Origin of the sequence: Novosphingobium pokkalii (assembly GCF_014652855.1) — a bacterium.
GTDB classification, from domain to species: Bacteria; Pseudomonadota; Alphaproteobacteria; order Sphingomonadales; family Sphingomonadaceae; genus Novosphingobium; species Novosphingobium pokkalii.
On sequence record NZ_BMZP01000008.1, the window covers coordinates 191,881 to 210,138 of the forward strand.

An 18,258-nucleotide genomic window follows, 5' to 3' on the forward strand; every position below is an offset into this window, starting at 1 on the left:
GCACAGGCGTGTCAGGCCAGAATTGCCTCGATCGATGCCGTCACGGCGTCCATCTGGGCCATGCCGTCAACCCGCGCAACAATGCCGCGCGCTTCGTAGATCGGCAGGATCGGCGCGGTCTTGGCGCGATACTCGGCCATGCGCGTGCGCACGGTTTCCTCGTTGTCGTCCGGACGGCGCTTGAATTCATGGCCACCACACTTGTCGCAGGTGCCTTCGACCTTCGGCTTCTCGAACGTGTCGTGATAGCCCTTGCCGCAGGTGGCGCAGGTGTAGCGGCCAGTGATCCGCTCGACCAGCGCGTCCTCGTTCACGTCCAGCTCGATCACATGGTCGAGCTGGCGGCCGCGGCTGGCGAGAATGGCGTCGAGCGACTCGGCCTGGGCGGCCGTGCGGGGATAGCCGTCGAAAATCGCGCCGGTGCCCGCACCCATGGCGTCGAGCTCGTCACCGATCAGCGCCGAGACGATCTCGTCGGACACAAGCTGCCCCGCTTCCATCACGGCCTTGGCCTTGAGGCCCACGGGCGTACCCGCCTTGACGGCGGCGCGCAGCATGTCGCCAGTGGACAGTTGCTTGAGGCCATGGCGTTCGACCAGGCGCTGCGCCTGCGTCCCCTTGCCAGCGCCCGGCGGGCCGAGAAGAATGATATTCACTTAGGCAGTCCCCCTCTTTGTCATCCGCGCCTTAGCGCAGGCGGCCCTTCAGCTTGGCCTTCTTGATCAGGTCGCCATACTGGTGCGCCAGCAGGTGCGACTGGATCTGGGTGATCGTATCGACCGTCACGTTGACCACAATCAGCAAGCTGGTGCCACCGAAGAACAGCGTGCCCATCCCTGTCTCGGACATGATCCATTCGGGCACGACGCAGACGAAGGTGATGTAGGCCGCGCCCAGCACGGTGATGCGGGTGAGAACGTAATCGAGGTACTTTTCGGTGTTCTTGCCCGGACGGATGCCAGGAATGAAGCCGCCGTTGCGCTTGAGGTTCTCGGCGGTTTCTTCCGGATTGAACACCACAGCGGTGTAGAAGAAGCTGAAGAACACGATGCCGAGGGCATAGAGGATCATGTACAGCGGCTTGCCGTGGCCCAGATACTGGTTGAGGCCGATGATGACCTGCCCCCAGGTGGTGTCGGGCGAGATGGACTTGCCGGCAAACTGGGTGATCGTCAGCGGCAGCAGCAGCAGCGAACTGGCGAAGATCGGCGGAATGACGCCGGCGGTGTTGAGCTTGAGCGGCAAGTGGCTGCGATCGGCCGCCATCATCCCACGCTGCGTGGCGCGCTTGGGATACTGGATCAGCAGGCGACGCGTGGCGCGCTCGAAGAAGCAGATCAGCACGACGACACCCAGAATCAGGGCGACGACGCCGGCAATGACAAAGCCGTTGAGCTGGCCGGTGCGGCCCTGCTCGAACAGGTTGCCGACGAACTTCGGCATCTGCGCCACGATGCCGGCCATGATGATCAGCGAAGTGCCGTTGCCAATGCCGCGCGCAGTGATCTGTTCACCCAGCCACAGCAGGAACATGGTGCCGCCGATCAGGCTGATCACGGCAGTGATGCGGAACAGGAAGCCGGGCAGCACGACCGCCTGGATTCCGCTCGACGCACCATAGGCCTCAAGACCCGTGGCAATGGCATAGCCCTGCACGGCGGTGAGGAACACGGCGCCATAGCGGGTATACTGGTTGAGCTTCTTGCGGCCGCTTTCGCCTTCCTTCTTGAGGGCGGCGAGTGCGGGATGCAGCGAGGCTGCCAACTGCACCACGATCGAGGCGGTGATGTAGGGCATCACGCCAAGCGCGATCAGGCTCATGCGCTGGAGCGAACCGCCGGAAAAGGCGTTGAAAATATCCAGGATCCCGCCGCGCGTCTGGTTATAGAGCGTTTCCAGGATCAGCGGGTTCACGCCGGGCAGCGGAACGAAGCTCAAGAAGCGGAACACGATCAGCGCACCGACCGTGAACCAGATGCGGTTCTTCAGTTCGGTCGCCTTCGAGAAGTTCGACAGGTTGAGATTGCTGGCGATGTTATCGGCGCGGGATGCCATGGTCGGATATCAAGCCTTGCTGTGGCCCGGTCCGGCCGACGCCCGCGTTCCGAAGAGACTTGCGGATGTGTCAGGCCCCGCCCGGCGGGCTGCGCGTCAATATGGTGCGTTCAATACGCCAAGGGCCATATAGGACGGGCGCAGGGATGCAATAACCCCTGCGCCCGTTTTACGCGATAATTAAAGGTCTCAGGCTTCGGCGGCAGCCTTGACGACGGTCACTTCGACCGCGCCACCCAGCTTTTCCACCGCAGCCACGGCACCCTTCGAGGCACCGGCAACCTTGAAGCTGACCTTGGCGGTCAGTTCGCCCTTGGCCAGCAGGCGCACGCCGTGCTTGCCACCACGCGCCAAGCCAGCAGCCTTGAGCGCGGCATGATCGACCACGCCCGACACGTCGAGCTTGCCGGCATCGATCATCTTCTGGATCAGGCCGAGGTTCACTTCGGCATAGTCCTTGGCGAAGATGTTGTTGAAGCCGCGCTTCGGGATGCGCATGTGCAGCGGCATCTGGCCGCCTTCAAACCCGTTGATCGAAACGCCCGAACGCGCCTTGGCACCCTTCTGGCCACGGCCAGCGGTCTTGCCCTTGCCCGAGCCGATGCCACGGCCCACGCGCATGCGGCCCTTGCGGGCGCCGCCATTGTCGGAAATCTGGTTAAGCTTCATGAGATGCACTCGCTTTCGCTTTGAGTCGCGCTGATAGGAAGAGGCGCCCTTAGTGGGTTGCAACGGACTTGTCACCCCTTGCGGGTGATTGACTCGGAATCCTTTGGCATGAACGGCCCAGCCAGACGTTGCGCCCACGCCCTTCGACAAGCTCAGGGCGAACGGAGGGTGCAGCAACCCGTTGAATTCCGTTCGGGCTGAGCTTGTCGAAGCCCCTGCCCCGTGCGTCCAAGCGCCGCCCCCTGCCCCATCCCCAAACGAAAAGCCCCGCGCATCCAAAAGACGCGCGGGGCTTTTCTGAAAGCTTGGCTCAGCTGGCTGTGATCAGTCGATCACGGCCACCATGTGCGGCAGCTTGGCAATGGCGCCACGGGTTTCGGCAGTGTCTTCCACTTCCACCACGCGGTGCATCTTGCCCAGGCCCAGGCCGACCAGAATCTTCTTCTGGTGTTCCGGGCGACGGATCGGCGAGCCGATCTGCTTGATCTTGATCTTCGCCATGACCGATTACTCCGCGATGGCTTCGGCGGCGGCTTCGGCTTCGACTTGCGAAGCACCGCCACGACCGAGCAGATCAGCGACCTTCTTGCCGCGACGCTGGGCAACAGACTTCGGCGAAGTCTGGTCCTGCAACGCATCGAAGGTGGCGCGGATCATGTTGTAGGGGTTCGAGGTGCCGACCGACTTGGTCACCACGTCGTGCACGCCCAGGCTTTCGAAGACGGCGCGCATCGGGCCGCCCGCGATGATGCCCGTACCGGCCGGAGCCGAGCGGACATTGACCTTGCCGGCACCGAAACGGCCCTTGCCGTCGTGGTGAAGGGTGCGGCCTTCCTTGAGCGGAACGCGAACCATCTTCTTCTTGGCAGAAGCAGTGGCCTTGGTGATGGCTTCCGGCACTTCGCGCGCCTTGCCATGACCGAAGCCAACGCGGCCCTTGCCATCGCCGACCACGACCAGAGCCGCAAAGCCGAAGCGCTTGCCGCCCTTCACGGTCTTGGAGACGCGGTTGATGTGAACGAGCTTTTCGATCAGCTCCTCACCCTGTTCCTCGTCATTGTTGTTGCGGCCACGACGGTCGTCGCGACGGCCACGACCGCCACGTTCACCGCGTTCGCCACGCTCGCCGCCACGGCCACGACCGCGACCGCGACCTTCGCGCTGCTCGCCACCGGTCGTCTGTTCGACGGGGGCAGCGGCATCGCCTTGCAGGTTGGTTTCGTCAGCCATGATCAGAACTCCAGGCCGCCTTCGCGGGCAGCATCAGCCAGCGCCTTGACGCGGCCATGGAACAGGTAACCGCCACGGTCGAAGACGACGGTGGTGACACCGGCTTCCTTGGCCCGTTCGGCGATCTGCTTGCCCACCAGGGCAGCGGCGTCGATGTTGGCGCCGATCGACTTCTCGCCCTTCACCAGCGACGAAGCGGCGGCCAGGGTACGGCCGGCAGCATCGTCGATGATCTGCGCGTAGATGTGACGGCCCGTGCGGTGCACGGAGAGACGCGGGCGGCCGCCGGCACGTGCCTTGAGAGCAGTGCGGACGCGGCGGCGGCGGCGATCGAAGAGAGACAGCTTGGCCATTACTTCTTCTTCCCTTCCTTGCGGAAGATGAACTCGCCACGGTACTTGATACCCTTGCCCTTGTAGGGTTCGGGCTTGCGCCAGCGGCGAATTTCGGCCGCAACCTGGCCGACCTTCTGCTTGTCGATACCCGAGATTTCGACCGTGGTGTTATCCGGGGTCTTGATCTCGATGCCTTCCGGCACGGCGAAATCGACGTCGTGGCTGTAGCCGAGCTGGAGCTTCAGGTTCTTGCCCTGAGCATTGGCGCGGTAGCCGACGCCGGTGATCAGAAGGACCTTGGTATAGCCTTCCGTCACGCCGGTGACGAGGTTGGAGACGAGCGTGCGCTGCATGCCCCAGAACGCGCGAGCGCGCTTGGTGTCGTTGGCAGGCTGCACCGAGATCGCACCGTCTTCGACGGCGTAGTTGATCTCGTCGGCGAGGGTGAGCGTGAGAGTGCCCTTGGGGCCCTTCACGGTCAGCACGCCGTTCGCGATGTCAGCGGTGACGCCACTCGGGATCGCCACCGGCTTCTTGCCGATGCGGCTCATCAGAACACCTCCGCCAGCACTTCGCCACCGACGTTGGCAGCGCGCGCTTCGGCATCCGAAAGCACGCCCTTGGGCGTCGAGACGATGGTGATGCCAAGGCCGTTGCGCACCACCGGGAGTTCCTTGGAACCCGAGTAGACGCGGCGGCCAGGCTTGGAGACGCGGGCCACATGCTTGATCGCGGGCTGGCCTTCGAAGTACTTCAGTTCGATGCGAAGCTGCGGATGAGCGCCGGTGGCGTCTTCGCTGAAGCCACGGATGTAGCCTTCGCGCTGGAGAACTTCGAGGACGTGCGCACGCAGCTTGGAAGCGGGCGAGAGGACCGAGTCCTTCTTCGCCTGCTGGCCGTTGCGGATGCGGGTGAGCATATCACCCAGGGGGTCGGTCAATGCCATCGTTGAGGCTCCTTACCAGCTCGACTTCGTCACGCCGGGGATGAGCCCCTTGTTGGCGAGATCGCGCAGTTCGACGCGGCAGAGGCCGAACTTGCGGTAGTAGCCACGCGGGCGGCCGGTGGTGTTGCAACGGTTGCGGACACGCGTGGGATTCGCGTTACGCGGCAGCTCGGCCATCTTCAGACGGGCGATGAGGCGCTCGGTTTCGTCGAGCGATTCGTCGTCGGCCTGGGCCTTGAGCGCGGCGTACTTGGCCGCAAACTTTTCAACGAGCTTCTTGCGACGCTCGTTCTTGTTGATCGAACTCAGTTTCGCCATGGACTTAAGCTCTTTCCTATGACTGGCTTCAGGCGGCCTGCGCCTGTTCGGCGGCTTCCTGCGGGAACGGGAAACCGAACAGGCGAAGCAGTTCACGTGCCTCGTCGTCGGTCTTGGCGGTGGTGGTCACGATGATGTCGAGGCCGCGCACCTTGTCGATCTGGTCGTAGCTGATCTCAGGAAAAATGATCTGTTCCTTGAGACCCATCGCATAGTTGCCACGGCCGTCGAACGACTTCGGGTTCAGGCCCCGGAAGTCGCGGATGCGGGGCATCGCGATGGTGATCAGGCGGTCCAGGAATTCGTACATGCGTTCACGGCGCAGGGTGACCTTGCAACCGATCGGCATGCCTTCGCGCAGCTTGAACTGCGCGATCGACTTCTTGGCCTTGGTGATCACGGGCTTCTGGCCAGCGATCAGCTCCATTTCGGCAGCGGCGGTCTGGACCTTCTTCTTGTCCTGGCTCGCTTCGCCAACGCCCATGTTCAGCGTGATCTTTTCGATCCGCGGAATTTCCAGGTCGTTCTTGTAGCCGAACTTCGCCTTCATCGCGGCAGCGATCTCGGCGTCGTACTTGCCCTTGAGGCGCGGAGTGTACTTGTCAGCCATCGATGGCCTCCCCGGACTTGACGGCCACGCGGACCTTCTTGCCATCGCGGGTTTCGAAGCGGACGCGGGTGGCCTTGCCATCCTTGTCAGCCACGGCAACCTTCGAGATGTGCAGCGGCGCCTCGAAGCGATCGATGCCACCCTGCGGGTTCTGCTGGCTGGGCTTGCGGTGACGGGCGGCGATGTTCACGCCGGCCACGACGACCTTGTCTTCCTTGGGAAGAACCTGGAGGACGGTGCCGGTGCGGCCCTTGTCCTTGCCCGAACGAACGACGACGTTATCGCCCTTCTTGATCTTGGCGGCAGCCATTACAGCACCTCCGGGGCAAGCGAGATGATCTTCATGAAGCCCTTGCCGCGCAGTTCGCGCACCACGGGGCCGAAGATACGGGTGCCGATGGGCTCTTCGTTCTTGCCGACGAGCACGGCAGCGTTGCCGTCAAAGCGGATGACGCTGCCATCGGGACGACGCACGTCCTTCTTGGTGCGCACGATCACCGCGCGATGGACGTCGCCCTTCTTGACACGGGCGCGGGGCTGCGCCTCCTTCACCGACACCACGATGATGTCGCCGACGCTTGCGGTACGACGCTTCGACCCGCCCAGCACCTTGATGCACTGGACGCGCTTGGCGCCGCTGTTGTCCGCGACGTCGAGATTGGATTGCATCTGGATCATTGATCCGGTTCCTTCTCACTGGCTTGCCGGAACCAGTCCGGCAGTTCCAAAAACGTGACGCTCCCTAAGACCGAGAACGGACGTTTTGTCAAACGTCCGCTTCGATCGCGGCGGTCTTCCCAGCCAGAACCCGGTCGATAACCTTCCAGGTCTTGAGCTTGGAGTAGGGCGAGGTCTCTTCGATCCGCACCGTTTCGCCGGTCTTGAAGGCATTCGCCTCGTCGTGGGCGTGATACTTCTTCGAGCGGCGGATGATCTTCCCGTAGAGCGGGTGCTTCACCTTGCGCTCGACCTTCACGACCACGGTCTTGTCGGTCTTGTCGGAAACCACGGTCCCGATAAGGATACGCTTGGGCATCGTGTGTCTCCTTAAGCCTTCGCAGTGCGAGCGCGCTCGCCCTGCAGAGTCTTGATCCGCGCGATGTCGCGGCGCACTTCCTTGATGCGCGCCGGACGCTCCAGCTGGCTCGTGGCCGCCTGGAAACGCAGGTTGAACTGTTCGCGCTTCAGCTCGGCGAGGTCAGCAGTAAGCTGGTCGTCGCTCTTGACGCGGAGGTCTTCGAACTTAGCCATCATTCCTACTCCTTATTCGCCACCAAGGTGCGAAGTGTCGCCGAGGCGAGCAACGACCTTGGTCTTGATCGGCAGCTTCATCGCCGCGCGGCTGAAGGCTTCGGCGGCCAGGGGGCCGGCGACGCCGTCAAGCTCGAACAGGATCTTGCCGGGCTTCACGCGGGCGGCCCAGTATTCCACCGAACCCTTGCCCTTGCCCTGGCGGACTTCGGCCGGCTTCTTGGTCACCGGAAGGTCGGGGAAAATGCGGATCCAGAGACGGCCCTGGCGCTTGATGTGGCGGGTGATCGCACGGCGAGCCGCTTCGATCTGACGAGCGGTGACCCGCTCCGGTTCCAGGGCCTTGAGGCCGTAGGAGCCGAAGTTGAGGTCGGTACCGCCCTTGGCGTTGCCGTGGAGACGGCCCTTGAACGCCTTGCGGAACTTGGTCTTCTTGGGTTGCAGCATGGTGCTAGCCTATCCTCAAGCCTCAGCGCGCCGGACGGACACCGGAGGTCTGTGCCTCCAGCATCAGGCGATCCTGCGCCAGCGGGTCATGACCCAGGATCTCGCCCTTGAAGATCCAGGTCTTGATGCCGATCACGCCGTAGGCGGTGTGGGCTTCGGCTTCGGCGTAGTCGATGTTCGCACGCAGGGTGTGCAGCGGAACGCGACCTTCACGGTACCATTCGACGCGGGCGATTTCCGCCCCGCCGAGACGGCCGCCGCAGGTGATCTTGATGCCTTCGGCACCAAGACGCAGGGCCGACTGCACGGCGCGCTTCATCGCACGGCGGAACGCCACGCGACGGACGAGCTGGTCGGCAATGCCCTGGGCAACGAGCTTGGCATCGATTTCCGGCTTGCGGATTTCAACGATGTTCAGCTTCACGTCGCTGTTGGTCAGCTTGGCAAGCTTGGCGCGGAGCTTTTCGATGTCCGCGCCCTTCTTGCCGATGATCACACCGGGACGGGCCGCGTAGATCGAGATGCGGCACAGCTTGGCCGGACGCTCGATGACCACCTTCGAGATCGCTGCCTGCGGCAGGCTCTCGACGATGAACTTGCGGATCTGAAGGTCTTCCTTCAGCAGTTGCTGGTAGTTACGGCCTTCGGCGTACCAGCGGCTGTCCCAGGTGCGGTTGATCTGCAGACGCAGACCGATGGGGTTCGACTTGTGACCCATGGATCAGGCCTCCTCGACTTCACGGACGACGATCCGAAGCCGCGAGAACGGCTTCAGGATGCGGGTCGACTTGCCACGACCACGGGTGTGGAAGCGCTTCATCGTGATCGACTTGCCGACCGAGGCTTCCGCCACGACCAGCGCGTCGACGTCCAGGTTGTGGTTGTTTTCCGCGTTGGCAATCGCCGAAGCGAGCACCTTGCGGGCATCAACCGCCATCGCCTTCTTGGAGAAGGCCAGGACGTTGAGGGCGTCTTCGGCCTTCATGCCACGGATCAGAGCGGCGACCAGGTTGAGCTTCTGGGCCGAACCACGAATGTTCGTGTTGACGGCCAGAGCTTCCTTTTCACCGACGCGGCGGGGGGCTGCTTGCTTGCTCATCAGCGCTTGCCCTTCTTGTCAGCGGCGTGGCCGGGGAAGTTGCGCGTGGGCGCAAATTCGCCAAGCTTGTGGCCGACCATCTCTTCGCTCACGGAGACGGGGATAAACTTCTGCCCGTTGTAGACGTTGAACGTCAGACCAACGAACTGCGGAATGATGGTCGAACGACGCGACCAGGTCTTGATCGGGCCAGCGCGGCTGCCAGCATCCTGGGCCACTTCGGCCTTCTTCAGGAGGTGCAGGTCGACGAAGGGGCCCTTCCAGACGGAACGTGCCATGGGGTCTTACCTCTTCTTCTTCGCGTGGCGCGAACGAATGATGAACTTGTCCGTCTTCTTGTTGTGACGGGTGCGGGCGCCCTTGGTCGGCTTGCCCCACGGAGTGACCGGATGACGGCCGCCCGAGGTGCGGCCTTCACCACCACCGTGCGGGTGGTCGACCGGGTTCTTTGCCACACCGCGCGTCAACGGACGACGGCCAAGCCAGCGGTTACGACCGGCCTTGGCAAGATTCTGGTTCGAGTTGTCGGGGTTCGACACGGCGCCGACGGTGCCCATGCAGTCGCCACGCAGATAGCGCTGCTCGCCCGAGTTCAGGCGAACGATCACCATGCCGCGGTCGCGACCGACGAGCTGGACGTAGGTACCGGCCGAACGGGCGATCTGACCGCCCTTGCCCGGCTTCATTTCCACGTTGTGGATGATGGTACCAACCGGCATCTGCGACAGGAGCATCGCATTGCCCGGCTTCACGTCGGTCTTTTCACCGGCAACCACCACGTCGCCCACGGCCAGGCGCTGCGGCGCCAGGATGTAGGCCTGCTCACCGTCTTCGTACGTGACGAGGGCGATGAACGCGGTGCGGTTGGGATCGTATTCCAGACGTTCCACAGTGGCCGGCATGTCCCACTTGCGACGCTTGAAGTCGATGAAGCGGTACTTCTGCTTGTGGCCGCCCGCGATACCGCGGCTGGTCACGTGGCCCTTGTTGTTACGGCCGCCGGTCTTGCTCTTGCCTTCGGTCAAAGCCTTGACGGGCTTGCCCTTCCAGAGCGCCGACTTGTCGACGAGGACCAGGCCGCGACGGGCGGGGCTGGTCGGGTTATAGCTCTTGAGTGCCATGGTCTGTGCCTTCGCCTCAGATACCGCTGGTCACGTCGATCGACTGGCCAGCGGCCAGGGTCACGACGGCCTTCTTGACGTCGGTGCGCTTGTAGGGCTTGCCCTTCCAGCGCTTGGTCTTGCCCTTCTGGGTCAGCGTGTTCACCTTGGTGACCGTGACGTTGAAGAGGGCTTCCACCGCCGCCTTGATCTCCGGCTTGGTCGCCTTTTCGGCAACCTTGAAGACCACGGCATTGTTTTCGCTCAGAAGCGTCGCCTTTTCGGTGATGTGGGGAGCCACGATCACGTCATAGTGACGCGTGTCGATTGCGTCCTTAGCCATTGAAACGCGCCTCCAGCTTCTCGACCGCGGCGCGCGTCAGCACCAGCGTATCATGCTTCAGGATGTCGTAGACGTTGGCGCCGATCGCGGGGAGGACGTTCACGCCAACGATGTTGCGGGCCGCGCGGGCGAAGCCCTCGTTGACCTGCTCACCGTCCACGACGAGCACCTTCTTGCCGAAGCCGGCCTTGGCCAGCGTGCCGGCCAGAGCCTTGGTCTTGGCATCGGTCAGTTCCAGGCTGTCGACCACGACCAGGCCGTTCTGGGCCTTGGACGAGAGCGCCATCTTGAGACCGAGCGCACGCACCTTCTTGTTCAGCGAAACGCTGAAATCACGAACGCGCGGGCCATGGGCCTTGCCACCGCCGATGAAGATCGGGGCCTTGCGGTCGCCGTGACGAGCGGTACCACCACCCTTCTGGCGGCCGAACTTCTTGCCGGTGCGGGCAACGTCCGAACGCTCGCGAGCGCCACGGGCCGTGCCGCGACGGTTTTCGAGCTGCCAGGTCACAACGCGGTGCAGGATGTCGGCGCGCGGTTCGAGACCGAACACGTCATCTGCGAGTTCCACGTCGCCGGCGGCCGAACCGTCGAGATTGAGGACTTGAACCTTCACGACTTAGCCCTCCTGGCCAGCGGCGGCTTCGGGAGCGGCCTGTTCGTTGGTGTTGGCGGCCTTGAGGCCGGCGGGATAGGGCGCTTCAGCGTGGCGAGCGACCTTGACCGCGTCACGAACCAGCAGCCAGCCGTTCTTCGCGCCCGGGACCGAGCCCTTGACGAAGATCAGGCCGCGCGCATCGTCGGTGCGAACGATTTCCAGGTTCTGCTGGGTGCGCTGACGGTCACCCATGTGACCAGCCATCTTCTTGTTCTTGAAGACGCGACCCGGATCCTGACGGTTACCGGTCGAACCGTGGGCACGGTGCGAGATCGACACACCGTGGGTGGCGCGCATACCGCCGAAGCCCCAGCGCTTCATGGCGCCGGCAAAGCCCTTACCCTGGGTGTGACCGGTGATGTCAACATACTGGCCAGCGACGAAGTGCGAAGCGGCGATGCTGGCACCGACATCGAGCAGCGCGTCATCGGCGACGCGGAACTCGGCGACCTGCATCTTCAGCGGAACTTCGGCCTTGGCGAAGTGTTCGCGCTGCGGCTTGGCAACGTTCTTCTGCTTGGCTTCGCCAGCACCGAGCTGAAGCGCGACGTAACCGTCACGTTCGGCAGTGCGGACCGAAACCACCTGGCAATCTTCAAGCGAAAGGACGGTGACCGGCACGTGCCGACCATCTTCCTGGAACAGGCGGGTCATACCCACCTTCTTCGCGATCACGCCGGTGCGCATGATCTCATACTCCTCACAGAGGCCTTCGAGGGCCCATCCCCCAAAGGCGTGTTCAGCCCGTATAAGAAGCATGCCCCGTCCGGGCTGAGTGCCCCTGCCTGAACAGGAGCGAACGGGGGACGCTTTCCCGACCCTGACGCCATGCCAAAAGGCAAGTGGCAAGAGGCCGGAGGTATCCCTTTTGTCGCGGCAGAACGGATTTTCCGCCAAGCCGGCCTCAGGGCCGGAAGAGATGGTGATGGATCACAAGTGACCCAAAACTGGAAACCGATGAGGCTCGGTCGGGCCGCCCTGCCCGCCACACACGTGGGAGCGGGGCCAGGGCGCTGGCATCAGGCCAGCTTGATCTCGACGTTCACGCCAGCAGCGAGGTCCAGCTTCATCAGCGCGTCGACGGTGGCAGCGTTGGGCTGCACGATGTCAAGCAGGCGCTTGTAGGTGCGGACTTCAAACTGTTCGCGCGACTTCTTGTCGATGTGCGGACCGCGGTTGACGCAGAACTTCTCGATGCGGGTCGGCAGCGGAATGGGACCACGAATCAGAGCGCCGGTGCGGCGGGCGGTGTCCGCGATTTCACCAGTGGCCTGGTCCAGTACGCGATGATCGAAGGCCTTGAGGCGAATGCGGATGTTCTGGGCTTCCATGTCCGTTTACCGATGCGAAAGAGCGAAAACAAAAACCAGCCGCCCTACCCTCTGATCCCCTCCCGATGGATGGGGAGAAAGCGGGACGACTGATCAAAATACCGTCCGGCGGGAGAGCGAATCTCCCGCCGGTGCGGCGCCTATATTACTTCGTGATCTTGCTGACAACCCCAGAACCGACGGTCCGGCCGCCTTCGCGAATTGCAAAGCGGAGACCTTCGTCCATGGCGATCGGCGCGATCAGCTTGACCGACAGGGTGAGGTTGTCGCCCGGCATCACCATTTCGGTGCCTTCGGGGAGAACCACTTCACCGGTCACGTCGGTGGTGCGGAAGTAGAACTGCGGGCGGTAGTTGGCGAAGAACGGCGTGTGACGGCCACCTTCGTCCTTCGACAGCACGTAGACTTCGGCCGAGAATTCGGTGTGCGGGGTCACCGAACCGGGCTTGGCGAGAACCTGGCCACGCTCGACTTCTTCACGCTTGATGCCACGGATCAGGGCGCCGATGTTGTCGCCAGCTTCGCCCTGGTCGAGCAGCTTGCGGAACATTTCCACGCCGGTGACGGTGGTCTTCTGGGTGTCCTTGAGGCCGATGATTTCGACTTCTTCACCCACCTTGACGATGCCGGTTTCGACGCGGCCGGTCACAACCGTACCACGACCCGAGATCGAGAACACGTCTTCGACGGGCATCAGGAAGGGCTTGTCGGTCGGGCGCGGCGGCTGCGGGATGTAGCTGTCGACAGCTTCCATCAGCGCGTTGATCGAGTTCTTGCCGATGGCGTCGTCGCGACCTTCGAGAGCGGCCAGAGCCGAACCCTTGACGATCGGAATATCGTCGCCCGGGAAGTCGTACGACGAGAGCAGTTCGCGAACTTCGAGTTCGACGAGCTCGAGGATTTCCTCGTCGTCGACCTGGTCGACCTTGTTCATGTACACGACCAGAGCCGGCACGCCGACCTGGCGGGCGAGCAGGATGTGTTCGCGGGTCTGCGGCATCGGGCCGTCAGCAGCGTTCACCACGAGGATGGCGCCGTCCATCTGGGCCGCACCGGTGATCATGTTCTTCACATAGTCAGCGTGACCCGGGCAGTCGACGTGCGCGTAGTGACGGTTGGCGGTTTCGTACTCGACGTGGGCAGTCGAGATGGTGATGCCGCGCTCGCGCTCTTCGGGAGCCTTGTCGATGTTGGCATAATCGGTGAACTGGGCGCCGCCGGTTTCCGACAGGACCTTGGTGATCGCTGCGGTCAGCGTGGTCTTGCCATGGTCAACGTGACCGATGGTGCCGATGTTGCAGTGCGGCTTGTTCCGCTCAAACTTAGCCTTGGCCATTGTTCAAACCTTCTATTCGCTTGTCTGTGAATTCTGCGGGGTACGGCACCCGACGGAATCAGGCGCCGCCCCTAGCCTGATCAGAGTGATCAGGCAAGCTTCTCCTTGACCTCAGCCGCGACATTCGCCGGAACTTCGTCATAGTGAGAGAACTGCATGGTGTACTGCGCGCGACCCTGCGTGAAAGAACGCAGCTGGTTCACGTAGCCGAACATGTTCGCGAGCGGCACCATGGCTTCGACGACCTGGGCATTGCCCCGGCTGTCGGTACCCTGGATCTGGCCACGACGCGAGTTCAAGTCGCCGATCACGTCACCCATGAATTCCTCAGGGGTGACCACTTCGACGCTCATGATCGGCTCGAGCAGCTTGATGCCCGACTTCTGGGCCGCTTCACGCATGGCACCGCGACCGGCGATTTCGAAGGCCAGGGCCGACGAGTCGACGTCGTGGTACGCACCGTCGTAGAGCAGGATTTCGAAGTCGATGATCGGGAAGCCGACCAGCGAGCCAGTGGCCGCCGTTTCGCGCATGCCCTTTTCGATCGCGGGGATATATTCCTTGGGAATGTTACCGCCCTTGATCTCATCCTTGAAGATGATGCCCGAACCGCGTTCGCCCGGCGTGATCTTGACCTTCACGCGACCGAACTGACCGGTACCACCCGACTGCTTCTTGTGCGTGTAGTCGAGGTCCACCGGCTTGGCGAGGTATTCGCGGTAGGCCACCTGGGGCGCGCCCACGTTGGCTTCCACCTTGAATTCGCGACGCATGCGATCGACGATGATGTCGAGGTGCAGTTCGCCCATGCCCTTGATGATCGTCTGGCCCGATTCGTGATCGGTCGAGACGCGGAACGAGGGGTCTTCGGCAGACAGGCGATTGAGCGCGATGCCCATCTTTTCCTGGTCGGCCTTGGTCTTGGGCTCCACCGACAGTTCGATCACCGGCTCGGGGAATTCCATGCGTTCAAGCACGATCGGCGCGCGTTCGGCGCAGAGCGTGTCGCCCGTGGTGGTTTCCTTCATGCCGGCCAGCGCGATGATGTCGCCAGCGAAAGCTTCTTCGACGTCCTTGCGGTCGTTGGCATGCATTTCGAGCATGCGGCCGACCTTTTCCTTCTTCTGCTTCACCGAGTTCAGGTAGCTGCCCTTGGTCAGCGTGCCCGAGTAGATGCGGATGAAGGTGAGCGAGCCCACGAACGGGTCGTTCATGACCTTGAACGCCAGAGCCGAGAACGGCGCATCGTCCTTGGGCGGACGGCTGTCCTTCTCGTCGCTGTCGACCTTGACGCCCTGGACGTCTTCGATGTCGAGCGGCGAAGGCAGGTAGTCCACGACGGCGTCGAGCAGGGGCTGCACGCCCTTGTTCTTGAACGCCGAGCCGCAGCACACCGGCACGAACGAGTGGTTCAGCGTACCCTTGCGGATCAGCTTCTTGAGCGTCGCGGCGTCCGGTTCGTTGCCTTCGAGATAGGCTTCCATCGCCTCGTCGTCCTGTTCGACGGCGAGTTCGATCAGTTCCGAACGGTAGATCGCGGCTTCGTCAGCCAGGTCGGCCGGGATTTCTTCATAGAAGAATTCGGCGCCGAGCGATTCGTCCTTCCAGATGATCGCACGGTTGTTGACCAGGTCGACCAGGCCCTTCAGCTCGGATTCGAGACCGATGGGGATGTAGAGCACGGCGGGCTTGGCACCGAGGCGGTCGATGATCGACTGCACGCAGTACTTGAAGTTGGCGCCGGTGCGGTCGAGCTTGTTGATGAAGCACATGCGCGGAACGCCGTACTTGTCAGCCTGGCGCCACACGGTTTCCGACTGCGGCTCCACGCCGGCAACGCCGTCGAAGCACGCAACCGCACCGTCGAGCACGCGCAGCGAACGTTCGACTTCGATGGTGAAGTCGACGTGGCCGGGGGTGTCGATGATGTTGATGCGGTGGTCGTTCCAGAAGCAGGTCGTCGCGGCCGACGTGATCGTGATGCCGCGTTCCTGTTCCTGTTCCATCCAGTCCATGGTCGCGGCGCCGTCGTGCACTTCGCCGATCTTGTAGGACTTGCCGGTGTAGTAAAGGATGCGCTCGGTCGTCGTCGTCTTGCCGGCGTCGATGTGCGCCATGATACCGATGTTGCGGTAACGCTCGAGCGGATGGCTGCGGGCCATGGTGTGTTCCTTGGGTTCGGGAAGGGCCGGATTGCTCCAGCCCACCCCATATGGTTACTGCTGTGACCGTTTGAAGACGGCCACGTGACCAGTTTTTCGGAAGCTTACCAGCGGTAGTGGCTGAACGCGCGGTTGGCGTCGGCCATGCGATGGGTGTCTTCGCGCTTCTTCACGGCGTTGCCACGGTTGTTGGCGGCATCCAGCAGTTCGGCCGACAGGCGGGCCGACATGGTGGTTTCCGAACGGTTGCGGGCAGCAGTGATCAGCCAGCGGATCGCCAGGGCCTGGGCGCGCTCGGGGCGCACTTCCACGGGAACCTGGTAGGTCGCACCACCAACGCGGCGCGAACGCACTTCGATGTGCGGCTTCACGTTGTTGAGCGCATCGTGGAAAAGCTGCACGGGGTCAGCCTTGGCACGGGTCTGCATGGTGTCGAGAGCGCCATAGACGATGCTTTCGGCAACCGACTTCTTACCATCGAGCATGAGGTTGTTCATGAACTTCGACAGAACCTGATCACCGAACTTCGGATCGGGCAGGATCACCCGCTTTTCCGGACGACGACGACGAGACATCTTGAATTCCTTCTGATCGGGCCAGCTTGCACCGGCCGCTCAATCCAGCATGGCGCGCCTGGCGGGATGGCCTGCATCCCTGCCCGCGGCCACATGGCCACGATTACTTGGGACGCTTGGCGCCGTACTTCGAACGGCTCTGCTTGCGGTCCTTCACGCCCTGCGTGTCGAGCACGCCGCGCAGCACGTGGTAGCGCACGCCGGGAAGGTCGCGCACACGGCCGCCGCGGATAAGCACCACCGAGTGCTCTTGCAGGTTGTGGCCTTCGCCGGGAATGTACGAGATGACTTCGCGGCTGTTGGTCAGACGGATCTTGGCGACCTTGCGGAGAGCCGAGTTCGGCTTCTTCGGGGTGGTCGTGTAGACGCGGGTGCAAACACCGCGCTTCTGCGGGTTCTGCTCCATCGCAGGGACCTTGCTCTTGGCCTTCTGCGGAACGCGACCCTTGCGGATCAGCTGGTTGATCGTAGGCATGAAGTACTCTTCACCTTGGTTGTGGCAACGCCGGAACAGGTGAAGGCAGGTGCGTCTCATGCAATGGGCCGGCGCGGACAGCCCGTGGGCCGTGGCGCGAAACGCATCGTATGAGCCGAAAACGCTCCACCCAGGCCAACGGCACCGGGTTACTTTGACGGCTGGCATCCCCGGTGGCCCGCTCGCCGATTCGGCGGGATCGAGCCCAAAGGGAAAAGGGCCACCCATGGCGGATATCCGCCACTTGCAGCCCCATGCGCACCGGCAATGTTCAGCTCTCAAACTGGCCAGAGGCACGCAAATGCCCCTGGAACGAGCCGGCCCCTACGCCACGCCCGGCAAAACGTCAAGGTCTGGGCAGGCATCGCCCCTGGCCCGCCCGACTGACCCATGACGAGACAGCGCCCGTGCGTATTCTACCCATATGGTTGAGATTTCACTTTGCGACAAAACGGCATGTGATACCATCACGCCTGCACAGACCGCTCCCCGCATTGTCGGGCTAAGAGTGGCGATGCCCGGACCGAGCCCCTCGCCCCATGCCTGGCAGGATCGGTGCGGACCATGGCTGAGAGGAGAAACGCATGGCTTATGTCGATCAGACTGCCCGTCGTCCTTCGCTGCGCATCGGCCTTGCCGTTGGCATCCTGCATCTGGGAGTGGGCGCCGCGCTGCTCACCACCTTCGCCGGCGGCGCGATCACCACGGTCATTCACCACGCACTGGATGCCAACGACTGGACCTACGTGCCGCCACCGCCGCCCCGGCCTGTGCCCGAACCCAAAGTGCCGCCGCGCAGCGCGCCAGCGCATATCGACACCACGCCGCCGCTCACTCCAAAACTTGGCCCCGCCACGCCGCTGGAGCCGGTCGCGCCGTTCACCCTGCCGCCGATCGGTGATGGTCCGCTGGTCAGTCCTTCCGGCGGCCCGGCTACCCTGCCCACGCCCGAGCCACTGCCCAGCGCCAAGGCCGCCCCGCAGCGCGCCATCCCGCGCGGCAATCCCGGAGACTGGGTGACGCGCAACGATTACCCCGGCCAAGCGGTGCGCGAAGGCTGGGAAGGCGTGACCCGCTTCCGCCTCACGATCGGGCGCGACGGGCGCGTGGCGGATTGCGCGGTCACCGGCAGCAGCGGGCATGACCTGCTCGATGCCACGGCCTGCGCCCGCATCCGCAGCCGCGCCCGCTTCTCCATCGCCACGGACGAGACTGGTGCGGCCACCACCGGCGTCTACCTCGGTTCGATCCGCTGGCAACTGGACGAATAGCCCGCACCGCGTTCACCCTGCCTGCCGGTTGCTTTCGCGACGCAATC

Annotated in this window: 28 protein-coding genes; 1 reads left to right on the plus strand and 27 read right to left on the minus strand. The window is 63.2% G+C overall.

Features of this window, described 5'->3' with window-relative positions:
- Nucleotides 1–11: 11 nt before the first annotated feature.
- From IE191_RS10920 to rpsL, 27 genes are all read right to left on the minus strand, one after another.
- Nucleotides 12–656 (minus strand): adenylate kinase, encoded by a 645-nt coding sequence (locus tag IE191_RS10920; protein WP_191324394.1) that lies wholly within the window; start codon nt 654–656, stop codon nt 12–14.
- A 31-nt stretch (nt 657–687) separates the two neighbouring features.
- Nucleotides 688–2,055, minus strand: a complete 1,368-nt coding sequence (gene secY / locus IE191_RS10925; RefSeq protein ID WP_191324395.1) for a preprotein translocase subunit SecY — start codon at nt 2,053–2,055, stop codon at nt 688–690.
- Between the two features lie 189 nt (nt 2,056–2,244).
- A complete protein-coding gene (gene rplO, locus IE191_RS10930; RefSeq protein WP_191324396.1) occupies nt 2,245–2,724 on the minus strand; it encodes a 50S ribosomal protein L15 in 480 nt (159 codons plus the stop codon).
- A 324-nt stretch (nt 2,725–3,048) separates the two neighbouring features.
- Nucleotides 3,049–3,225 carry a 50S ribosomal protein L30 gene (rpmD, locus tag IE191_RS10935; protein WP_191324397.1) on the minus strand — a complete coding sequence of 59 codons (177 nt, stop codon included), beginning with the start codon at nt 3,223–3,225 and terminating at the stop codon, nt 3,049–3,051.
- Nucleotides 3,226–3,231: 6 nt separating this feature from the next.
- Nucleotides 3,232–3,954, minus strand: a complete 723-nt coding sequence (gene rpsE / locus IE191_RS10940; protein WP_191324398.1) for a 30S ribosomal protein S5 — start codon at nt 3,952–3,954, stop codon at nt 3,232–3,234.
- 2 nt (nt 3,955–3,956) lie between these two features.
- Nucleotides 3,957–4,307 carry a 50S ribosomal protein L18 gene (gene rplR, locus IE191_RS10945; RefSeq protein ID WP_191324399.1) on the minus strand — a complete coding sequence of 117 codons (351 nt, stop codon included), beginning with the start codon at nt 4,305–4,307 and terminating at the stop codon, nt 3,957–3,959.
- Nucleotides 4,307–4,840 (minus strand): 50S ribosomal protein L6, encoded by a 534-nt coding sequence (rplF, locus tag IE191_RS10950; RefSeq protein WP_191324400.1) that lies wholly within the window; start codon nt 4,838–4,840, stop codon nt 4,307–4,309. The genes rplR and rplF overlap by 1 nt, the downstream gene beginning before the upstream one ends.
- Entirely contained in the window at nt 4,840–5,235 is a 396-nt protein-coding gene (gene rpsH / locus IE191_RS10955) for a 30S ribosomal protein S8 (protein WP_168556930.1), read from the minus strand. The genes rplF and rpsH overlap by 1 nt, the downstream gene beginning before the upstream one ends.
- A 12-nt stretch (nt 5,236–5,247) precedes the next feature.
- A complete protein-coding gene (rpsN, locus tag IE191_RS10960) occupies nt 5,248–5,553 on the minus strand; it encodes a 30S ribosomal protein S14 (RefSeq protein ID WP_191324401.1) in 306 nt (101 codons plus the stop codon).
- Between the two features lie 28 nt (nt 5,554–5,581).
- A complete protein-coding gene (rplE, locus tag IE191_RS10965) occupies nt 5,582–6,163 on the minus strand; it encodes a 50S ribosomal protein L5 (protein WP_191324402.1) in 582 nt (193 codons plus the stop codon).
- Nucleotides 6,156–6,473, minus strand: coding sequence for a 50S ribosomal protein L24 (rplX, locus tag IE191_RS10970; RefSeq protein WP_191324403.1), 318 nt, complete (start codon nt 6,471–6,473; stop codon nt 6,156–6,158). Before rplX ends, rplE begins: the two co-directional genes overlap by 8 nt.
- Nucleotides 6,473–6,841 (minus strand): 50S ribosomal protein L14, encoded by a 369-nt coding sequence (rplN, locus tag IE191_RS10975; RefSeq protein WP_022675053.1) that lies wholly within the window; start codon nt 6,839–6,841, stop codon nt 6,473–6,475. The genes rplX and rplN overlap by 1 nt, the downstream gene beginning before the upstream one ends.
- 88 nt (nt 6,842–6,929) lie before the next feature.
- Nucleotides 6,930–7,199, minus strand: a complete 270-nt coding sequence (rpsQ, locus tag IE191_RS10980; RefSeq protein ID WP_022675054.1) for a 30S ribosomal protein S17 — start codon at nt 7,197–7,199, stop codon at nt 6,930–6,932.
- A gap of 11 nt (nt 7,200–7,210) precedes the next feature.
- Nucleotides 7,211–7,417 carry a 50S ribosomal protein L29 gene (gene rpmC / locus IE191_RS10985; RefSeq protein ID WP_022675055.1) on the minus strand — a complete coding sequence of 69 codons (207 nt, stop codon included), beginning with the start codon at nt 7,415–7,417 and terminating at the stop codon, nt 7,211–7,213.
- 9 nt (nt 7,418–7,426) lie between these two features.
- On the minus strand, nt 7,427–7,861 hold the full coding sequence (rplP, locus tag IE191_RS10990) for a 50S ribosomal protein L16 (protein WP_110762455.1): 435 nt from the start codon (nt 7,859–7,861) through the stop codon (nt 7,427–7,429).
- Nucleotides 7,862–7,883: 22 nt separating this feature from the next.
- Nucleotides 7,884–8,579: a 30S ribosomal protein S3 gene (rpsC, locus tag IE191_RS10995; RefSeq protein WP_191324404.1), complete on the minus strand. Its 696-nt coding sequence runs from the start codon at nt 8,577–8,579 to the stop codon at nt 7,884–7,886.
- Nucleotides 8,580–8,582: 3 nt separating this feature from the next.
- Nucleotides 8,583–8,960 carry a 50S ribosomal protein L22 gene (rplV, locus tag IE191_RS11000; protein ID WP_191324405.1) on the minus strand — a complete coding sequence of 126 codons (378 nt, stop codon included), beginning with the start codon at nt 8,958–8,960 and terminating at the stop codon, nt 8,583–8,585.
- A complete protein-coding gene (gene rpsS / locus IE191_RS11005) occupies nt 8,960–9,238 on the minus strand; it encodes a 30S ribosomal protein S19 (RefSeq protein ID WP_022675059.1) in 279 nt (92 codons plus the stop codon). The genes rplV and rpsS overlap by 1 nt, the downstream gene beginning before the upstream one ends.
- Nucleotides 9,239–9,244: 6 nt before the next feature.
- Entirely contained in the window at nt 9,245–10,081 is an 837-nt protein-coding gene (rplB, locus tag IE191_RS11010) for a 50S ribosomal protein L2 (protein WP_022675060.1), read from the minus strand.
- Nucleotides 10,082–10,097: 16 nt separating this feature from the next.
- Nucleotides 10,098–10,403, minus strand: coding sequence for a 50S ribosomal protein L23 (locus IE191_RS11015; protein ID WP_022675061.1), 306 nt, complete (start codon nt 10,401–10,403; stop codon nt 10,098–10,100).
- Nucleotides 10,396–11,019, minus strand: coding sequence for a 50S ribosomal protein L4 (gene rplD / locus IE191_RS11020; RefSeq protein ID WP_191324406.1), 624 nt, complete (start codon nt 11,017–11,019; stop codon nt 10,396–10,398). The genes IE191_RS11015 and rplD overlap by 8 nt, the downstream gene beginning before the upstream one ends.
- A 3-nt stretch (nt 11,020–11,022) precedes the next feature.
- Nucleotides 11,023–11,748, minus strand: a complete 726-nt coding sequence (gene rplC, locus IE191_RS11025) for a 50S ribosomal protein L3 (protein ID WP_191324407.1) — start codon at nt 11,746–11,748, stop codon at nt 11,023–11,025.
- 332 nt (nt 11,749–12,080) lie between these two features.
- Nucleotides 12,081–12,392: a 30S ribosomal protein S10 gene (gene rpsJ, locus IE191_RS11030; RefSeq protein WP_011444906.1), complete on the minus strand. Its 312-nt coding sequence runs from the start codon at nt 12,390–12,392 to the stop codon at nt 12,081–12,083.
- A 145-nt stretch (nt 12,393–12,537) separates the two neighbouring features.
- On the minus strand, nt 12,538–13,728 hold the full coding sequence (tuf, locus tag IE191_RS11035; RefSeq protein ID WP_168556921.1) for an elongation factor Tu: 1,191 nt from the start codon (nt 13,726–13,728) through the stop codon (nt 12,538–12,540).
- A gap of 89 nt (nt 13,729–13,817) precedes the next feature.
- Nucleotides 13,818–15,890, minus strand: coding sequence for an elongation factor G (gene fusA, locus IE191_RS11040; RefSeq protein ID WP_191324408.1), 2,073 nt, complete (start codon nt 15,888–15,890; stop codon nt 13,818–13,820).
- Nucleotides 15,891–15,994: 104 nt separating this feature from the next.
- Nucleotides 15,995–16,465: a 30S ribosomal protein S7 gene (rpsG, locus tag IE191_RS11045; protein ID WP_022675066.1), complete on the minus strand. Its 471-nt coding sequence runs from the start codon at nt 16,463–16,465 to the stop codon at nt 15,995–15,997.
- A 103-nt stretch (nt 16,466–16,568) separates the two neighbouring features.
- The gene (rpsL, locus tag IE191_RS11050) at nt 16,569–16,940 is read right to left on the minus strand and encodes a 30S ribosomal protein S12 (RefSeq protein ID WP_022675067.1); all 372 of its coding nucleotides are present in this window, start codon (nt 16,938–16,940) and stop codon (nt 16,569–16,571) included.
- A gap of 584 nt (nt 16,941–17,524) precedes the next feature.
- Between rpsL and IE191_RS11055 the strand changes: the two genes are divergently transcribed.
- Nucleotides 17,525–18,211, plus strand: a complete 687-nt coding sequence (locus IE191_RS11055; protein ID WP_191324409.1) for an energy transducer TonB — start codon at nt 17,525–17,527, stop codon at nt 18,209–18,211.
- Nucleotides 18,212–18,258: the final 47 nt, after the last annotated feature.